Source organism: Streptomyces kanamyceticus (genome assembly GCF_008704495.1).
GTDB classification, from domain to species: domain Bacteria; phylum Actinomycetota; class Actinomycetes; order Streptomycetales; family Streptomycetaceae; genus Streptomyces; species Streptomyces kanamyceticus.
Map to the genome: position 1 here is coordinate 4,514,696 of NZ_CP023699.1, position 16,126 is coordinate 4,530,821.

Below are 16,126 nucleotides of genomic sequence, written 5' to 3' on the forward strand. Positions count from 1 at the left end.
CGTGGGGTCAGACCTTCACGCCCGACGAGCGCAGGAAGGCGACGGGGTCGACGGCCGAGCCGTAGTTCGGGGTCGTACGGATCTCGAAGTGCAGGTGCGGACCGCTGGAGTTGCCGGTGTTGCCGGAGAGGGCGATGCGCTGGCCGGTGCCGACCGTCTGACCCACCCGGACGTCGACCTGCGAGAGGTGCGCGTACTGGGAGTACGTGCCGTCGCTGTGCTTCACCACGACGGCGTTGCCGTACGCGGGGCCGTCACCGGCGCCGTTGGGGCCCGCCTTCACGACGGTGCCGCCGTGCACGGACGCGACCGGGGTGCCGACCGGCACGGCGAAGTCCTGGCCGGAGTGCTTGTGGGACCACATGCTGCCGCCGAGGCCGAAGCTCGCGGAGAGCGTGTAGTTCTTGACCGGGTCGATCCACGCGGCGGCCCGCGCGGCCGCGGCGCGCTGGGCGTCGGCGGCCTTCTTCGCCACGTCCTGCCGCGCCTTGTCGGCGGCCTTGGCCTGGGCGGCGGCCTGCGCCTGGAGGGAGTTCACGGCGACACCGGGCAGCGCGCCACCGCTCTTGGCGCCGTCCGCGGCGACCGAGACCCCGGCCCCGAGAACCGCCGACGCCCCGATGCCCGCGGCGACGACGGCCGCCCGCGTACGGAGCATCGACGGGCGGGGATGGTGGGACTTGGTGCGCTGCGACATGGGGATGTCCTCCGGGGTGTGACGACTGCGGTGACGACTGCGATGACGACTGTGGTGACGCCTGGCGCGACGACCGAGGGGGCATGAACGGACCCGGCAGGCGGGGCGGGCGGATCACCCGCCGACCGCGCTTCGCCGGGTCGGTCATCCCTTGGTAACCCCCACCCTCACCACCGCCCAAAACGCCCATCTACTACTCAAAGCCGTAGCGAGTGGCGAGGATTTAGCCCGCTTGACACCATCAAATCCGGACAATTGCCCCACAGCCCGGTAACGGGGTTTCTTCCCCTCGCGCGGGTTTAGCCGCACATCGGAGCCGCTCCCGACCCGCACGCCCACCAGGGCCGCACCCACCGCGGCCGAACGCGTCCAAGGTCCCGGAGGTCGCGGGCCGAAGGTCCCGACCGGCGATCCATCCGCATCCACTATTCCGCCTAGTACCGGACGAAAAGCCTGTGCGCCATGTCACCGGCCGCCGAGATCCACCCCGCCGCGAATGTGACCCCCACTACGCTCGCGCCCATGGATCCCGCGCTCATCGGCACCCGCCTGGCGTCGAGTGCCGTCGCCCCCCTGGTCAAAAGGCTGTTCGTACGGGAGGGCCCCGGCGCGGGCCTGGTGGCGAAGCCGGTACGGCTGTCCTCCCTGGTGTCGTTCAAGGGGGAGCGGCGCACCCTGGGCAGGCGGGACGTGCGGCGCCTCGCGGAGCGTCTGGTGGCGGCGTCCCTGGCCGCCCCCGGCGAGCGCACCTTCCCGCCGGACGAGGCACTGGCCGTCACCGACGCCCTGACCCGGGTGCTGCTCTCGCTCGGGGACCTCGACATGGACGACGTCCAGGCCGTCCGCCTCGGCCACCGGGAGCTGGCCCGCGAACTCACGCGCGGCGCGGCGGGCAGCGGGCCGCCCCTCGCCTCCGGCCTTTCCCAGGACGCCGCCCTCTACCTCCACTCGGTCACCGAGTGGGCGTGCCTGCACATCCTGCAGTTCTTCACGCAGCGCTCCACGTTCGTCGCGGCGACGCTGGTCGCGCAGAGCCGGGGCCAGGACGAGCTGATCGCGAAGGTCGACGAGCTGATCGCCCGCAGGCCCCTCGCCGGGGCGCAGGACCTCGCCTTCGAGCGGCGCTACCTCGCGTACGTCGCGAAGAAGCACGCCAAGCTGACGATCTTCGGCATCGACCTGTCGGGCTCCCCGGGGAAGTGGCCGCTGGACGCGGCCTACATGTCGCTGGAGGCGGAGCCGCCCGGACGCGTGGAGACGGTCCACTACCTGTCGGAGGCGAAGCTCCGCGCGCTGGAGGTGGAGGCCGTCGAGCACACGCCCCCGCTCCCCGCCGACCAGGCCCTCGCCACCCACGACCGGGTCCTCCTGCGGGGCGAGGCGGGCTCCGGCAAGACCACGCTCGTGCAGTGGCTCGCGGTGAGCGCGACCCGCAGGGACGCGGCGGGACCGGACCCCACCGGGGCGGACCCGGCCATGTCGACGTACCCGACCGAGGCGACGCACCCCACCATGGCGTACCTGGACGACCGCGTCCCCTACGTACTCCCCCTGCGCACCCTCACCCGCCACGGCGAACGGCTGCCCGCGCCCCCGGACTTCCTCGCCTCGGTGGGCTGCCCGCTCGCGGGCACCCAGCCCCACGGGTGGGAGGCGCGCGTCCTGACGGCGGGCCGCGCCCTGGTCCTGATCGACGGCATCGACGAGATCCCGGACGCCGAGCGCGACCGGACCCGGGCCTGGCTGAGCGACCTGATCGACGCGTTCCCCGGCAACCGCTGGCTGGTGACGTCGCGCCCGTCGGCCGTACGCGCGAACTGGCTCACCGAGGAGGGCTTCACCGAGCTGACGCTCTCCCCGATGGGAGAGGCGGAGGTGACGGCGTTCATCGAGCGCTGGCACACCGCGGCGACCACCGGCGTCCCGGAGGAGGACGCCGAACTCGTCGCGTACGAGAGTCAGCTCCTGGAAGCCGTGCGGTCCAAGCCGGACCTGGGCCTCCTCGCCACCAACCCCCTCATGTGCGGCCTGATCTGCGCCCTCCACCGGGACCGGCGGGGCTTCCTGCCGATGGGCCGCAAGGACCTCTACACCGCGGCCCTGTCCATGCTGCTGGTCCGCAGGGACCGCGAACGCCACATGGCGGTGCCGGAGTTGCGGGAGGAGCCGCAGGTGCAGCTCCTGCAGCGGCTCGCGTACTGGCTGATCCGCAACGGCCGTACGGAAATGGACCGTTCGCGGGCGGAGTCCATCATCGCGGAGGCGCTCCCCGCGGTGCCGGAGCTGGCCGGGCTCGGCGACGCAGGGGCCGTCTACACCCACTTCCTGCACCGCAGCGGCCTCCTGCGCGAGCCGGGCCCCGACACCGTCGACTTCGTCCACCGCACGTTCCAGGACTTCCTGGGCGCGCGGGCCGCGGTCGACGCGGGCGACTTCGGGGTCCTGGTCGGGCATGCGGCGGACGACCAGTGGGAGGACGTCATCCGCATGGCGGTGGCGCAGGCGCGGCCGCGCGAACGGGCGGAGATCCTGAGCGACCTGCTCACGCACGGGGACCGGCACCCGCAGGACGGGGCCCGCAAGCGGATCCATCTCCTGGCGGCCGCCTGCCTGGAACACGCGGCGGAGCTGGCCCCCGCGGTACGGGAGGAGGTGGAGCGGCGTACGGCGGCGCTGATTCCGCCACGGAACGCGGAGGACGCGCGGGCGCTGGCGAAGGTCGGGGCCATGGTTCTCGACCTGCTGCCAGGGCCCGACGGCCTCTCCGACGACGAGGCCCAGCAGGTGGCCGTCACCGCGACGCACGTGGACTCGGACGCGACGATCCCCTTCCTCGCCCGGTTCACCCGGCACGGCGGGCTCGGCGTCCGCAGCCAGCTGATGTGGGGATGGCACCGCCACGCCTGCCGTCCGTACGCGGAGCAGGTCATCGCCCGGCTGGACGGCCACGGAATCCACTTCACGCTCCGCACCGACGAACAGGTGACCGAGCTCGAACGGCTCGGCCTGTACCCGGAGAGGCTGGACATCAGACCGGGGGTCAGCCCCGACGTCGCTTCCCGCTTCATAGCGGCCTGCGAGCCCACCTTCCTGCTGCTCAACAGGTTCCCGCCGGGCCTCCTGACCGCCGAGGCGCTGGCCGCCCTGGGCCGCCTGGACGGACTCAGCGTCGTCGGCGCGCAGGAGCCGTGGAGCCTGGCGCCGTTCCCCGCCGAGGCCCCCTTGACGTTCCTCGGGCTCGTGGACTCCCGCGCCGCTCTGACCGACCTGCCGCGCGCGAGCCGATGGCCGAAGCTGGCGCGGATGACCTTCAGCGTCGACGATCCGCTGACCGCGAGGGACTGGGAGGTGTTCGCGACCCTGCCGGGCCTCACCGCCCTGCACCTGCCGTCGCACTCCCTCATGATCATCCCGCCGGGCCTTGCTCTGCCCGGTCTGGTGAACCTGCAGCTCACTCCCGACGCCTCCTGGGCGGACGTGGCCCCCCGCCTCCGCACGGTCGCACCGGGACTCAAGCACCTGTTCCTGCAGAACCGTCCCGAGGGCAGCCCGGACCGGAACGCCCCCATCGACGTCTCCGCCCTGGCCCACCACCCGAGCCTGACGGAGCTACAGGCCCCCGCCACGGCCACCGGCCTGGCCGCCCTGCCCGCTCACATCGACGTACATCTCTACGGCACCGCCAAGGACTGAGCCGGTCCAACCGCCTCTGGGCGAACCGCTATTGACCCGATCTCAGCGGACGGAAAAAGGGGCTGCCCCAGACCGTACGAAACGGTCCGGGGCAGCCCCTTCGAGCGTTCAGCCCTGGGTGGGCGTCACGCCTCCTTGCTCAGGTTCGGGCCCGCGCCGCCACCGGCGGCCGACTCGATCGGCGGGACGTCCGGCAGCGCCGCCTTCTCCTCGCCGCGGAAGGTGAACGTGGCGGTCTCGCCCTCGCCCTCCACGTCGACGACCACGATGTGGCCGGGGCGGAGCTCGCCGAAGAGGATCTTCTCGGAGAGGGTGTCCTCGACCTCGCGCTGGATCGTGCGCCGCAGCGGACGCGCGCCGAGCACCGGGTCGTAACCCTTCTTCGCGAGCAGCTCCTTCGCGGGCTGGGAGAGCTCGATGCCCATGTCCCGGTCCTTGAGGCGCTCGTCCACCTTGGTGATCATCAGGTCGACGATCTGGAGGATGTCGTCCTGGGTCAGCTGCGGGAAGACGACGACGTCGTCGACGCGGTTCAGGAACTCCGGGCGGAAGTGCTGCTTCAGCTCGTCGCTGACCTTGTTCTTCATCCGCTCGTAGTTGGACTTCGAGTCGCCCTGGGCCGCGAAGCCCAGGTTGAAGCCCTTCGAGATGTCGCGGGTACCAAGGTTGGTCGTCATGATGATGACCGTGTTCTTGAAGTCCACGACGCGGCCCTGGGAGTCGGTCAGGCGACCGTCCTCCAGGATCTGCAGGAGCGAGTTGAAGATGTCCGGGTGGGCCTTTTCGACCTCGTCGAAGAGGACGACGGAGAACGGCTTGCGACGGACCTTCTCGGTCAGCTGACCGCCCTCTTCGTAGCCCACGTATCCGGGGGGCGAGCCGAAGAGGCGCGAGACCGTGTGCTTCTCGCTGAACTCCGACATGTCGAGGGAGATCAGCGCGTCCTCGTCACCGAAGAGGAATTCGGCGAGCGCCTTGGACAGCTCGGTCTTACCGACACCGGACGGGCCCGCGAAGATGAACGAACCGCCGGGACGCTTCGGGTCCTTCAGACCCGCTCGCGTACGCCGGATCGCCTTCGAGAGCGCCTTGACGGCGTCCTTCTGGCCGATGACGCGCTTGTGGAGCTCGTCCTCCATGCGCAGCAGACGGGAGGACTCCTCCTCCGTCAGCTTGAAGACCGGGATGCCGGTGGCGGTCGCGAGGACCTCGGCGATCAGCTCGCCGTCGACCTCGGCGACGACGTCCATGTCGCCGGCCTTCCACTCCTTCTCGCGCTTGGCCTTCGCGGCGAGCAGCTGCTTCTCCTTGTCGCGGAGAGAGGCTGCCTTCTCGAAGTCCTGGGAGTCGATCGCCGACTCCTTGTCGCGGCGCACGCCCGCGATCTTCTCGTCGAACTCGCGGAGGTCCGGCGGCGCGGTCATCCGGCGGATGCGCATCCGGGAACCGGCCTCGTCGATCAGGTCGATCGCCTTGTCCGGCAGGAAGCGGTCCGAGATGTACCGGTCGGCGAGGGTCGCGGCCTGGACGAGGGCCTCGTCCGTGATCGAGACGCGGTGGTGCGCCTCGTACCGGTCGCGGAGGCCCTTGAGGATCTCGATGGTGTGCGGCAGCGACGGCTCCGCGACCTGGATGGGCTGGAAGCGGCGCTCGAGAGCGGCGTCCTTCTCCAGGTGCTTGCGGTACTCGTCGAGCGTGGTGGCACCGATGGTCTGCAGCTCACCGCGGGCCAGCATCGGCTTCAGGATGGAAGCCGCGTCGATGGCGCCCTCGGCGGCACCCGCACCCACGAGCGTGTGCAGCTCGTCGATGAACAGGATGATGTCGCCGCGGGTGCGGATCTCCTTGAGGACCTTCTTCAGGCGCTCCTCGAAGTCACCGCGGTAGCGCGAACCTGCGACCAGGGCACCCAGGTCGAGGGTGTAGAGGTGCTTGTCCTTGAGGGTCTCGGGCACCTCGCCCTTGACGATGGCCTGCGCGAGGCCCTCGACGACGGCGGTCTTGCCGACGCCGGGCTCACCGATCAGGACCGGGTTGTTCTTCGTGCGGCGGGACAGCACCTGCATGACCCGCTCGATCTCCTTCTCGCGCCCGATGACCGGGTCGAGCTTGGATTCGCGGGCCGCCTGGGTGAGGTTCCTGCCGAACTGGTCGAGGACCAGGGACGTGGAGGGCGTGCCCTCCGCAGGACCGCCTGCGGTGGCGGTCTCCTTGCCCTGGTAACCGGAGAGCAGCTGGATGACCTGCTGCCGCACCCGGTTGAGGTCGGCGCCCAGCTTGACCAGGACCTGGGCGGCGACGCCCTCGCCCTCGCGGATCAGGCCGAGCAGGATGTGCTCCGTGCCGATGTAGTTGTGGCCCAGCTGAAGGGCCTCGCGGAGCGAGAGCTCCAGGACCTTCTTGGCACGGGGGGTGAAGGGAATGTGCCCGGACGGAGCCTGCTGGCCCTGCCCGATGATCTCCTCCACCTGCTGGCGGACCGCCTCGAGCGAAATCCCGAGGCTCTCCAGGGCCTTAGCGGCGACACCCTCGCCCTCATGGATCAAGCCCAGGAGGATGTGCTCGGTGCCGATGTAGTTGTGGTTGAGCATCCGGGCTTCTTCCTGAGCCAGGACGACAACCCGCCGCGCGCGGTCGGTGAACCTCTCGAACATCGTTAATCGCTCCTCAGAGCGGTCAGGCAGTAGAGGGGTCGGTCCCCTCCCTGTCCTTCCGCAGCTTAGTCCCGCAAGCGGGGACCGCTCATTCCAACTGCCGACACCCGGACACCATCTCGGAGGATCTCCTGACCCCGAACGCCGACAACTGCTCCAACCCGATGGTGCGAGACGATGTTCCCGCAGGCCAAGCAGTTACCCTCACCATCACTACGCCGATGGCGAACGTGAGACGCCGAAGCCCGCGTGTCGCCCCTCCCCACTAGGGATGTCTTACCCGTAAGGACTGACACTCCATGCGGCGCGCGCCGGTTCCCTCAGCTACGGGCGAACACCCTTGCGCTGCCGAGCACGCCGTTGCGCCCCATTTCCGGACACGGTACGCAATCGACCGGAGACCCTGCGTAACCCCCGCGGTCTTCCGGCTGTTGCTCGGATATGGCTCCCACGGTTCCCCAGCCCCGCACGCCGGTCGAGCAGAGCGACCCGGTGCGGCAGTGGTACGAGAACGAACTCGGCTGGGCGACCGCGCCGGAACCGGGTCCGGTGCGACTGCTCACGGGCCTGCGCTTCGACGTCCTCGAACTGCCGGCGGAGGCCGGTTTCGCGGCCCTGCGCCACCTCGGCCCGAAGGCTCCGGTGGCCCTGCGCGGGGAAACGATGCGTCTCCTGGTGACGGTGGGAGGCGCGGACGAGCTGCCGGGGCTGCTCGACTGGCTCGAATGGGGAGACATTCCCCTGGGTCTCACCGCGGTGGGGGCCGGTGGGCGGATCGATGCGCCCACTCCCCCGGGGTGGTCCGGCTCGCGGGGTGCCGCCGTCTGGCTGCGACCCCCGGAGCCCGGGCGCGAGGTGGAGCCGACGCTGCCGGCACTTCCGTCCCTGCCCACTGTGGGGGGAGGCGGGACGATGCCCCACAGCGACCCCGCCGTGGGCTCCGATCTCGTACGACTTGTGGACACGGCGGCAACGCAGTGCCACCGGGTCCGGTTGCGGCGTCGCAGCCGTCAGCCGTTGGCCTTCTCGTAGGCCTCACGAATGGACGCGGGAACGCGGCCGCGGTCATTGACCTCGAAACCGTTGTCCTTTGCCCAGGCGCGAATCGCCGCGGTGTCCTGACCACCGCTCGCGGCAGCGGCACGAGCCTTGCCACGACCGCTGGAACCACGGCCACCAGTACGCCGACCGGCCTTGACGAAGTCCTCAAGAGCCCCACGGAGCTTGTCCGCGTTGGCAGTGGTGAGGTCGATCTCGTAGGACTTGCCGTCCAACGCAAACGTCACGGTCTCGTCCGCCTCGCCACCGTCGAGGTCATCGACAAGAAGGACCTGAACCTTCTGTGCCACCGGATTTCCTTTCATCGATAACTACGAGGCCGTCTCGCACGACGTGCGCCGCCGATTCACCGGCCCCTGTTATATGCAGTACTGCAGTACGTCGGAAAGCAAACCGCTTTTGCTGGGAAAACACAAACCCCTGGGAGAGACCGGGCACCGCGAGAAGCCTGGAAACATACGCGTTTCGGACATAGGCCACCTGGGCAGGAGGCCGTCCGGAATACCACGGTGGCGATCACAGATGCAGAAGCATCCGGCTGTTGCCCAAGGTGTTCGGTTTCACTCGTTCGAGGCCGAGGAACTCCGCGACCCCCTCGTCATAGGAACGCAGGAGCTCGCTGTAGACATCTCCGTCGACCGGAGTCTCGCCGATCTCCACGAACCCGTGCTTGGCGAAGAACTGGACTTCGAAGGTGAGACAGAAAACCTTGCGCACACCGAGCCAGCGGGCGGTCTGCAGCAACTTCCCGAGCAACTGATGTCCCACCCCGGCTCCCTTGACCTCCGGGTTCACCGCGAGCGTGCGCACTTCCGCGAGGTCTTCCCACATCACGTGCAGAGCGCCGCAGCCGACCACCTCCGCGTTGTCGTCGCGTTCCGCCACCCAGAACTCCTGGATGTCCTCGTAAAGCGTCACCGTCGCTTTGTCCAGGAGGATGCGCTCGCCGACGTAGGAGTCGAGGAGCCGGCGGACGGCCGGGACATCGGCGGTTCGCGCCCTGCGGAGGGAGACCGCTTTTGCACTGAGTTCGCTGAGTTCGGGTACCTCTGCTGCCATGACCGGACGCTATCGCTCTGCGCCACGCTCGGGGGAGCCGGGGTTCTCCGGGCCTTGGACGATACGCATGGCATCACTCAGGGCTTCCCGCTGTTCTGGCGACATCATGCCGAAGAAGGCGACGAGTGCGGCTGCGGGGTTGTCACTGCGCGACCACGCTTCGTTCATCAGTGCGGCAGCGTAGGCGGCACGAGTGGACACCGCCTCATATCGATAGGCGCGGCCTTCCGCTTCGCGACGCACCCAGCCCTTCTGATGGAGATTGTCCAAAACGGTCATCACGGTCGTGTACGCGATGGACCGTTCCTGCTGAAGGTCTTCCAGGACTTCTCGAACCGTGACCGGGCGGTTCCACTTCCACACCCGCGTCATGACTGAGTCTTCGAGTTCTCCCAATGGGCGAGGCACAGCAGAACAATAGTGGGAGACGTCACTATTGGCGTGATGCGTGAGGGACGTGGCGTACCCCTAATTTCTGCAACAAAAAGGGCGTACGACTCTAAAACGCTTGAGTCGTACGCCGTAGTGCGCGCCCGGGCACACCGGGTGACCTTTGCAGGTCACGCCGGGGATACCGAGGATACCCGGCACCAATAAGTGCGATGAGATTCGGATCAGGCGCCGCCGGCCTCGGGAGACTGACGGACGGATTCGGCGCGGGCGACGATGGCGTCGGCTGCCGCGTCCTCCTTCGCCTTGTTGGCACCGCCCTGGGTCTTCACGATCGTCACGATGAGACCGGTGAAGAACACAGCCATCACTACGGGGGGCACGAGCGCGGAAACGTAGTCCATGCCCCCCAGAGTAGCTAGCCCGCGACGAGCTGGTGCGGCGGGTCCGCGGGGGTCTCGGGGCGGCGCTTGGGCGGGAAGACCTCGGCGGGGGTGGGGACCGGGCGGGGCGGTTCCGGGGCGGCCGGGCGTTCGGACGGCGCGCCGGGCGTTCCGGGCTTCGGCGCGGCCGGTTCGTCCGCCGCGTCGAGACCGCCGGGCAGCGCGAGCAGCCTGGTGCGCGACGCGGGAACGAGGGCGCGGGCGGGGGCCGGGACGGCGCGGCCCGCGAGTCTGGCCCGCACGGCCTGTTCGGCGAGGATCCGGCACCGGTCGAGCAGCGCGGCCGCGACGGCGTTGCCGCGCAGTGCGCGCAGCGCGGCGAGGTCGTCGGCGCCCGGCTGGTACCCGGCGCCGAGTGCGTCGGCCAGGAGGCCGAGGTAGCCGGATGCGGTGCCGGGCAGGGCCGCCCGGTAGCGGGCGAGGTCGGCCACCAGGAACGCGCGGAGTCTGGCTCCCTCGCGTACGGCCTCGTCGACCGATTCGGCGAGGCGAAGACAGTCCTGGACGTCCTCGTCGCTGGTGGGGCTGGGGTGCAGGGCGAGGGCCAGGGCGCGGCGGAGCACACGCAGTTCCTCCGCACTGAAGGCCATGCCGCCGCGGGATCCATAGGGCGTGGGCATGGGACGACGATACGCACGGAACGGACAAAATCCGCTTAACGCCACTTCATGGCGCGGCGGCGGTCACCCGGCGAGCGGTCACTCGACGGCGGTCACTCGACGGGCGGTCACTCGGCGCGGCGACGGACCAGGGCGAAGACGACCGCTCCGACGCCGAGCAGCGCGGCGGCCGCGGCCGCGATCCACGGGAGGACACCGGCGCCCGCCTCCGCCATGGGGCGCGCGTCCGCGGCCCGCGCGGCTCCCGTGGCCCCTGCGGCCTTCTTGCCGACGACGATCGACGCCTCGTCGTTGGCCGGGTCCGGATCGTTGAGGTCGAAACCGCCGTCTCCGGGGCGGTCGGTGTCTCCGGAGCGCACCCGGACGGTGCCCTCCGCCGCGGCGACGTCTTCGGAGTAGCGGACTTCGAAGGAATAGGACTGGCCGCTGCCGGGGGCCTCCACTCCCGCGTCGGGGCACAGATAGCGGCGGTGGCCCGGCGCGAAGGGCTTCCGTTTCCCGTCCTCGTAGGTGAAGCAGTTGCCGTCCGCGTTCTCGTCCGGTTCCTCGTCGACGCGCACGGTGCTCGCCACCACGCCCTTGGGCAGGGTCACCTCTACGTAGACGGCCGGTTCGCGCAGGGGCCGGGCGACCAGCGCGGGGCCTTCGTTGTGCAGACCGAAGGTGAGCTCTCGGGTCGTGCCCTTCTTGCCGGGCTTCAGGGTGTCGCCGATCGCGCGGATGTCCGCCGAGTTCTTCGCCACGAACCGCACCAGGCGCTCGGTGGCGAAGCCGGTGCCCTGGCCCGGTGCCGGGACGAGGGTCAGCTCGGGGCCGCTTCCCGCGGTGCCGCCCTGGGTGGTGTCCTGGTCCCCGGGGACGGCCTCCGCCGAGTACGTGACCTGGGTGTGGAAGGCGTCGTCGGTGAGCGAACCGGGCAGCGGCGAGGCGAGGGCGACCCTCTCGCCGGGGGCGAGGGGCCGGTCGAAGTAACAGGTCGCTGCCGCGATGTGGTCGCCGTAATCGCCTTGCCGGTAGCGGCAGTTGCTGTGCCGCTGCGCGAGTCGTATGCCGGAGTCGCCCGCGGCCTTGACGGCGATCCGCTCGGTCACCCGGTCGCCGGTGTTGCGCAGGACGACGGGGACCTCGATGCCCTGGCCTGTCTTCAGGCCCTCCTTGTCGGGGAGTTGGGCGACTTCGAGCCGGGGCGTGCCGAGGGAGACGCGGGAGGTGGTCCTCGCGCCGGTGAGGCGCTCGCCGGTCACTTCGTAGCGGATGGTCGCGGAGGTGCCCGCCGCGACGCCTTCGACGGCGGTGACCGAGATCGGCTTGTCGGGTCCCCTCAGGTACTTCTCGAACCCGCAGGTGATGACCGGCCCTTCGGCCGCGCAGAGGCCGTCGGTGACCTTCACGGTGGCGACGCCCCGCAGTCCGCTCGTGTCGATGACGAGCCGCACCTCGCGGGGGCCCGGCAGGGACTTGGCGCCGTCGTAGAACTCGATCATGGGGTCGACGGCGACGGCTTCGCCGGAGCGCGGCAGGGACAGATGGGGGACCGAGATCCTGGACCAGACCTGGGCGGGGTCCTCAGGGGGCTCGGAGGGGTCTTCCGAGGGCTCGGAGGGGGCTTCTGGGGCCTGGGCGGCGGTGCGGGCGGCGGAGTGCCGGTCGTGGGCCGCGGCGGCGGGGTGCGGCTCGTGGGCCCCGGCGGCGGGCGCGGCGACCGCTGTCGGGGCGGTCGCCGGTATCGCCAGCGCCAAGACCGCCACGGCAGCCCACAATCGTCCCTTACGCTTCATTCGCCCCAGCCCGTCCGAACCCACTCAAGTCCCGTCCCTGCGCAGACTCTTGTAAAGGTACGAGGGTTGTGTGCGCAAGCCGTTCGACCTGCGCGCACTCCGCGGCGGCTGGTTCGCGCCGTCCGGCCTCGGGCGTCTTTCGGCGCGTACGCGCCCTTTCGCCCCGGCGGCAGGTGCGGGTTCAGCCCCGGGCCACGTTCCGTTCGTAGACGAGCCGGAGTCCGATCAGCGTCAGCCACGGCTCGTGCTCGTCGATGACCGCCGCCTCGCCGAGCACCATCGGGGCGAGGCCGCCCGTGGCGATCACCGTCACGTCCTCGGGGTCGCCGCCAGGGCCCGCCAGTTCGCGCGCCATGCGGTTCACGACGCCGTCGACCTGGCCCGCGAAGCCGTACAGGATGCCCGCCTGCATGGCCTCCACGGTGTTCTTGCCGATGACGCTGCGCGGCCTGGCCAGCTCGATCTTACGGAGCTGGGCGCCGCGCACGCCGAGGGCCTCGACGGAGATCTCGATGCCGGGGGCGATCACGCCACCGGCGTACTCCCCGCGCGCGGAGACCGCGTCGAAGGTCGTCGCCGTGCCGAAGTCGACGACGATCGCCGGGCCTCCGTAGAGCTCGACCGCCGCGACCGCGTTGATGATGCGGTCGGCGCCGACCTCCTTGGGGTTGTCCATGAGGATCGGGACGCCGGTCTTGATGCCCGGCTCGACGAGCACGGCGGGCACGTCTCCGTAGTAGCGCCTGGTGACCTCGCGCAGCTCGTGCAGGACCGAGGGGACGGTGGAGCAGATCGCGATGCCGTCGATGCCGTCGCCCAGCTCCTCGCCGAGCAGCGGGTGCATGCCCATCAATCCGTTGAGGAGCACGGCCAGTTCGTCGGCGGTGCGGCGGGCGTCGGTGGAGATGCGCCAGTGCTCGACGATGTCCTCGCCGTCGAAGAGGCCGAGGACGGTGTGCGTATTGCCTACGTCGATCGTGAGCAGCATCAGTCCCGCACCGCTTCCCGCAGGTCGAGACCGATGTCCAGGATCGGCGACGAGTGGGTGAGCGCGCCCACCGAGAGGTAGTCGACGCCCGTCTCCGCGTACGCGCGCGCGTTCTCCCGGGTGAGGCGGCCCGAGGACTCCAGGAAGGCGCGGCCGCCCACGAGGGCCACGGCCTCCGCGGTCTCGCCCGGCGTGAAGTTGTCCAGGAGGATCAGGTCGGCGCCCGCGTCGAGCACTTCGCGCAGCTGGTGGAGGGTGTCGACCTCCACCTCGATGGCCAGGCCGGGGAACTGCTCGCGCACGGCCTTGAACGCCTGCGCGACGCCACCGGCCGCGACCACGTGGTTGTCCTTGACCAGGGCCGCGTCGGAGAGCGACATGCGGTGGTTCACGCCGCCGCCCATGCGCACCGCGTACTTCTCCAGGGCGCGGTAGCCGGGCGTCGTCTTGCGGGTGTCGCGCACCTGCGACTTGGTGCCCTCCAGGGCGTCCGCCCACGCGCGCGTGGCGGTCGCGATGCCGGAGAGGCGGCACAGGATGTTGAGCGCGCTGCGCTCGGCGGTGAGCAGGTCGCGGGTGCGGGTGGTGACGCTGAGCAGCACGGTGCCCGCCTCGACGCGGTCGCCGTCCTCGACGTGCCGCTCGACCTCGAACTCGTCCTCGCACACTACGGAGAAGACGGCTTCGGCGACGCGCAGGCCCGCGACGGTGCCCGCCTCGCGCGCGGCGAAGTCGGCGGTGGCGACGGCGTCCTCGGGGATGGTGGCGACCGTGGTGACGTCCACGCCGCCCGCCAGGTCCTCCTCGATCGCCATGTGCGCGATGTCCTCGACCTGCACGGGGTCGAGGCCCGCCTCGGTCAGGAGCTGGGCAAGGGCGGGGTCGAGACCGCACTCCATGGGGTCGTACGCGTCGTCACCGCCGCAGCCGCAGGCATCGCCGCAGCCGCCGCCGGTCGGGGCGAGGGGGAGGTCGTCGGGGGTGCTCACGGTCACTGCTCCTGGGGACTGGGGCTGGGGATGGGGCTGGGGCTGGGACTAGGGCTTGTCGGCGGGAAGTCGGGGGTCGCTGTCGTGTGGGCCGCCAGCGTCCTGTCCGGATTCAGGCGTACGACGATGTGGCGCCGCCAGGCCGCGTCGTCGCGGTCGGCGTGGTCCTCGCGCCAGTGGCAGCCCCGGGTCTCCTCGCGGCGCTGGGCGGCGGCGACCAGGACGCGGGCGACGCACAGGAGGTTGGTGGCCTCCCAGGTGTCGACGCCGGGCTCGGCGGTCTTGCCGTCGTCGGCGAGCGCGCCCGCGGCCTCGGCGTGGATGCGGGCGAGGCGGGCCGCCGCCTCGGTGAGGGACGCCCCGGAGCGCAGCACTCCGGCGCCCTCGGTCATGACGCGCTGGATGGCGAAGCGCGCCTCGGGCGGCAGCAGGGGGTGGGCGGGCGTCCGCGGCCGGGTCACGGGGGCGGGCACGCGCGCGTGAAGGGCGTTCTCCGCGTGCCGCGCCGCGATGTCGGCGGCGATGCGCTCGGCGTAGACCAGGCCCTCCAGAAGCGAGTTGGAGGCCAGACGGTTGGCGCCGTGCACGCCGGTGCAGGCCACCTCGCCGCAGGCGTACAGGCCGGGGACGGTGGTGCGGCCGTGCGGGTCGGTGCGGACGCCGCCGGAGGCGTGGTGCGCGGCGGGGGCGATCGGGATGGGCTCGGTCACCGGGTCGATGCCGTGCGCGCGGCAGGCGGCGAGGATCGTCGGGAAGCGGTTCTCCCACATGTCGGCGCCGAAGTGCCTGGCGTCCAAGTACATGTTCTCGGCGCCCTGTTCCTGCATGCGGCGCGTGATGCCCTTGGCGACGACGTCCCGGGGCGCGAGCTCGGCGAGCTCGTGCTGGCCGACCATGAAGCGCACGCCGTCGGCGTCCACCAGGTGCGCGCCCTCGCCGCGGACCGCTTCGGAGACCAGCGGCTGCTGGCCCTCCGCGTCGGCGCCGAGGAAGAGCACCGTGGGGTGGAACTGCACGAACTCCAGGTCGGAGACCTCGGCTCCGGCGCGCAGCGCGAGCGCGACGCCGTCGCCGGTGGCGACGGACGGGTTGGTGGTCGCCGAGAAGACCTGGCCGATGCCGCCGGTGGCGAGGACCACCGCGGGGGCGTGCACGGCGCCCACGCCGTCGTGCTGACCCTCGCCCATGACGTGCAGGGAGACACCGGCGGTGCGGCCTTCGGCGTCCGTGAGGAGGTCGAGCGCCAGGGCGTTCTCCACGGTCGGTACGCCCTGGGCGCGGACCGCTTCGACGAGGGCGCGGGAGATCTCGGCGCCGGTCGCGTCGCCGCCCGCGTGCGCGATGCGGCGGCGGTGGTGGCCGCCCTCGCGGCCCAGCGCGATGGCGCCCTCGGGGCCCTTGTCGAAGTGGGCGCCGGTCTCGATGAGGCGGCGCACGGCGTCGGGGCCCTCGGTGACGAGGGTGCGCACGGCCTCCTCGTCGCACAGGCCCGCGCCCGCCACGAGCGTGTCGTCCAGGTGCTGTTCGGGGGTGTCGCCCTCGCCGAGCGCCGCGGCGACGCCGCCCTGGGCCCAGCGCGTGGAGCCGTCGTCCAGGCGGGCCTTGGTCACCACGACCGTCTTCAGACCGGCGGCCGAGCAGCGCAGGGCCGTGGTGAGACCGGCCACTCCGGAGCCGACGACCACGACGTCGGCTTCGATGGACCAGCCGGGGGCGGGGGCGTGCAGCCGTATTCCGGTGGCACTCATACGGTGGC

13 protein-coding genes are annotated in these 16,126 nt (G+C 71.0%); 2 read left to right on the plus strand and 11 right to left on the minus strand.

The features are described from left to right. Window positions 1–7: 7 nt before the first annotated feature. Window positions 8–697 (minus strand): M23 family metallopeptidase, encoded by a 690-nt coding sequence (locus tag CP970_RS18860; protein ID WP_055552590.1) that lies wholly within the window; start codon window positions 695–697, stop codon window positions 8–10. A 522-nt stretch (window positions 698–1,219) separates the two neighbouring features. Here CP970_RS18860 and CP970_RS18865 point away from each other — a divergent pair. Further along, window positions 1,220–4,390 (plus strand): NACHT domain-containing protein, encoded by a 3,171-nt coding sequence (locus CP970_RS18865; protein ID WP_055552592.1) that lies wholly within the window; start codon window positions 1,220–1,222, stop codon window positions 4,388–4,390. Between the two features lie 125 nt (window positions 4,391–4,515). On the opposite strand, the gene CP970_RS18870 is transcribed toward CP970_RS18865, so the two are convergent. Continuing rightward, the gene (locus CP970_RS18870; RefSeq protein ID WP_055552594.1) at window positions 4,516–7,044 is read right to left on the minus strand and encodes an ATP-dependent Clp protease ATP-binding subunit; all 2,529 of its coding nucleotides are present in this window, start codon (window positions 7,042–7,044) and stop codon (window positions 4,516–4,518) included. Between the two features lie 441 nt (window positions 7,045–7,485). Between CP970_RS18870 and CP970_RS18880 the strand changes: the two genes are divergently transcribed. Then, window positions 7,486–8,076, plus strand: coding sequence for an SCO3374 family protein (locus tag CP970_RS18880; protein WP_055552596.1), 591 nt, complete (start codon window positions 7,486–7,488; stop codon window positions 8,074–8,076). On the opposite strand, the gene CP970_RS18885 is transcribed toward CP970_RS18880, so the two are convergent. The 9 genes from CP970_RS18885 to CP970_RS18925 form a co-directional block, all read right to left on the minus strand. After that, the gene (locus CP970_RS18885; RefSeq protein WP_055552598.1) at window positions 8,055–8,393 is read right to left on the minus strand and encodes a histone-like nucleoid-structuring protein Lsr2; all 339 of its coding nucleotides are present in this window, start codon (window positions 8,391–8,393) and stop codon (window positions 8,055–8,057) included. The genes CP970_RS18880 and CP970_RS18885 overlap by 22 nt on opposite strands. Before the next feature lie 226 nt (window positions 8,394–8,619). Further along, window positions 8,620–9,162 carry an amino-acid N-acetyltransferase gene (locus CP970_RS18890; RefSeq protein ID WP_055552600.1) on the minus strand — a complete coding sequence of 181 codons (543 nt, stop codon included), beginning with the start codon at window positions 9,160–9,162 and terminating at the stop codon, window positions 8,620–8,622. Window positions 9,163–9,171: 9 nt separating this feature from the next. Further along, a complete protein-coding gene (locus CP970_RS18895) occupies window positions 9,172–9,558 on the minus strand; it encodes a BlaI/MecI/CopY family transcriptional regulator (RefSeq protein ID WP_079043824.1) in 387 nt (128 codons plus the stop codon). A 218-nt stretch (window positions 9,559–9,776) separates the two neighbouring features. After that, window positions 9,777–9,956, minus strand: a complete 180-nt coding sequence (locus CP970_RS18900) for a hypothetical protein (protein ID WP_055552601.1) — start codon at window positions 9,954–9,956, stop codon at window positions 9,777–9,779. Between the two features lie 14 nt (window positions 9,957–9,970). Beyond that, window positions 9,971–10,585 (minus strand): hypothetical protein, encoded by a 615-nt coding sequence (locus CP970_RS18905; RefSeq protein WP_150494818.1) that lies wholly within the window; start codon window positions 10,583–10,585, stop codon window positions 9,971–9,973. Window positions 10,586–10,722: 137 nt separating this feature from the next. Beyond that, entirely contained in the window at window positions 10,723–12,363 is a 1,641-nt protein-coding gene (locus CP970_RS18910; protein WP_150493579.1) for a hypothetical protein, read from the minus strand. 211 nt (window positions 12,364–12,574) lie between these two features. Beyond that, window positions 12,575–13,381, minus strand: coding sequence for a type III pantothenate kinase (locus tag CP970_RS18915; RefSeq protein WP_150493581.1), 807 nt, complete (start codon window positions 13,379–13,381; stop codon window positions 12,575–12,577). Next, on the minus strand, window positions 13,381–14,370 hold the full coding sequence (nadC, locus tag CP970_RS18920; protein ID WP_055557181.1) for a carboxylating nicotinate-nucleotide diphosphorylase: 990 nt from the start codon (window positions 14,368–14,370) through the stop codon (window positions 13,381–13,383). Before nadC ends, CP970_RS18915 begins: the two co-directional genes overlap by 1 nt. 2 nt (window positions 14,371–14,372) lie before the next feature. After that, window positions 14,373–16,118 (minus strand): L-aspartate oxidase, encoded by a 1,746-nt coding sequence (locus CP970_RS18925; RefSeq protein ID WP_150493583.1) that lies wholly within the window; start codon window positions 16,116–16,118, stop codon window positions 14,373–14,375. Window positions 16,119–16,126 lie beyond the last annotated feature (8 nt).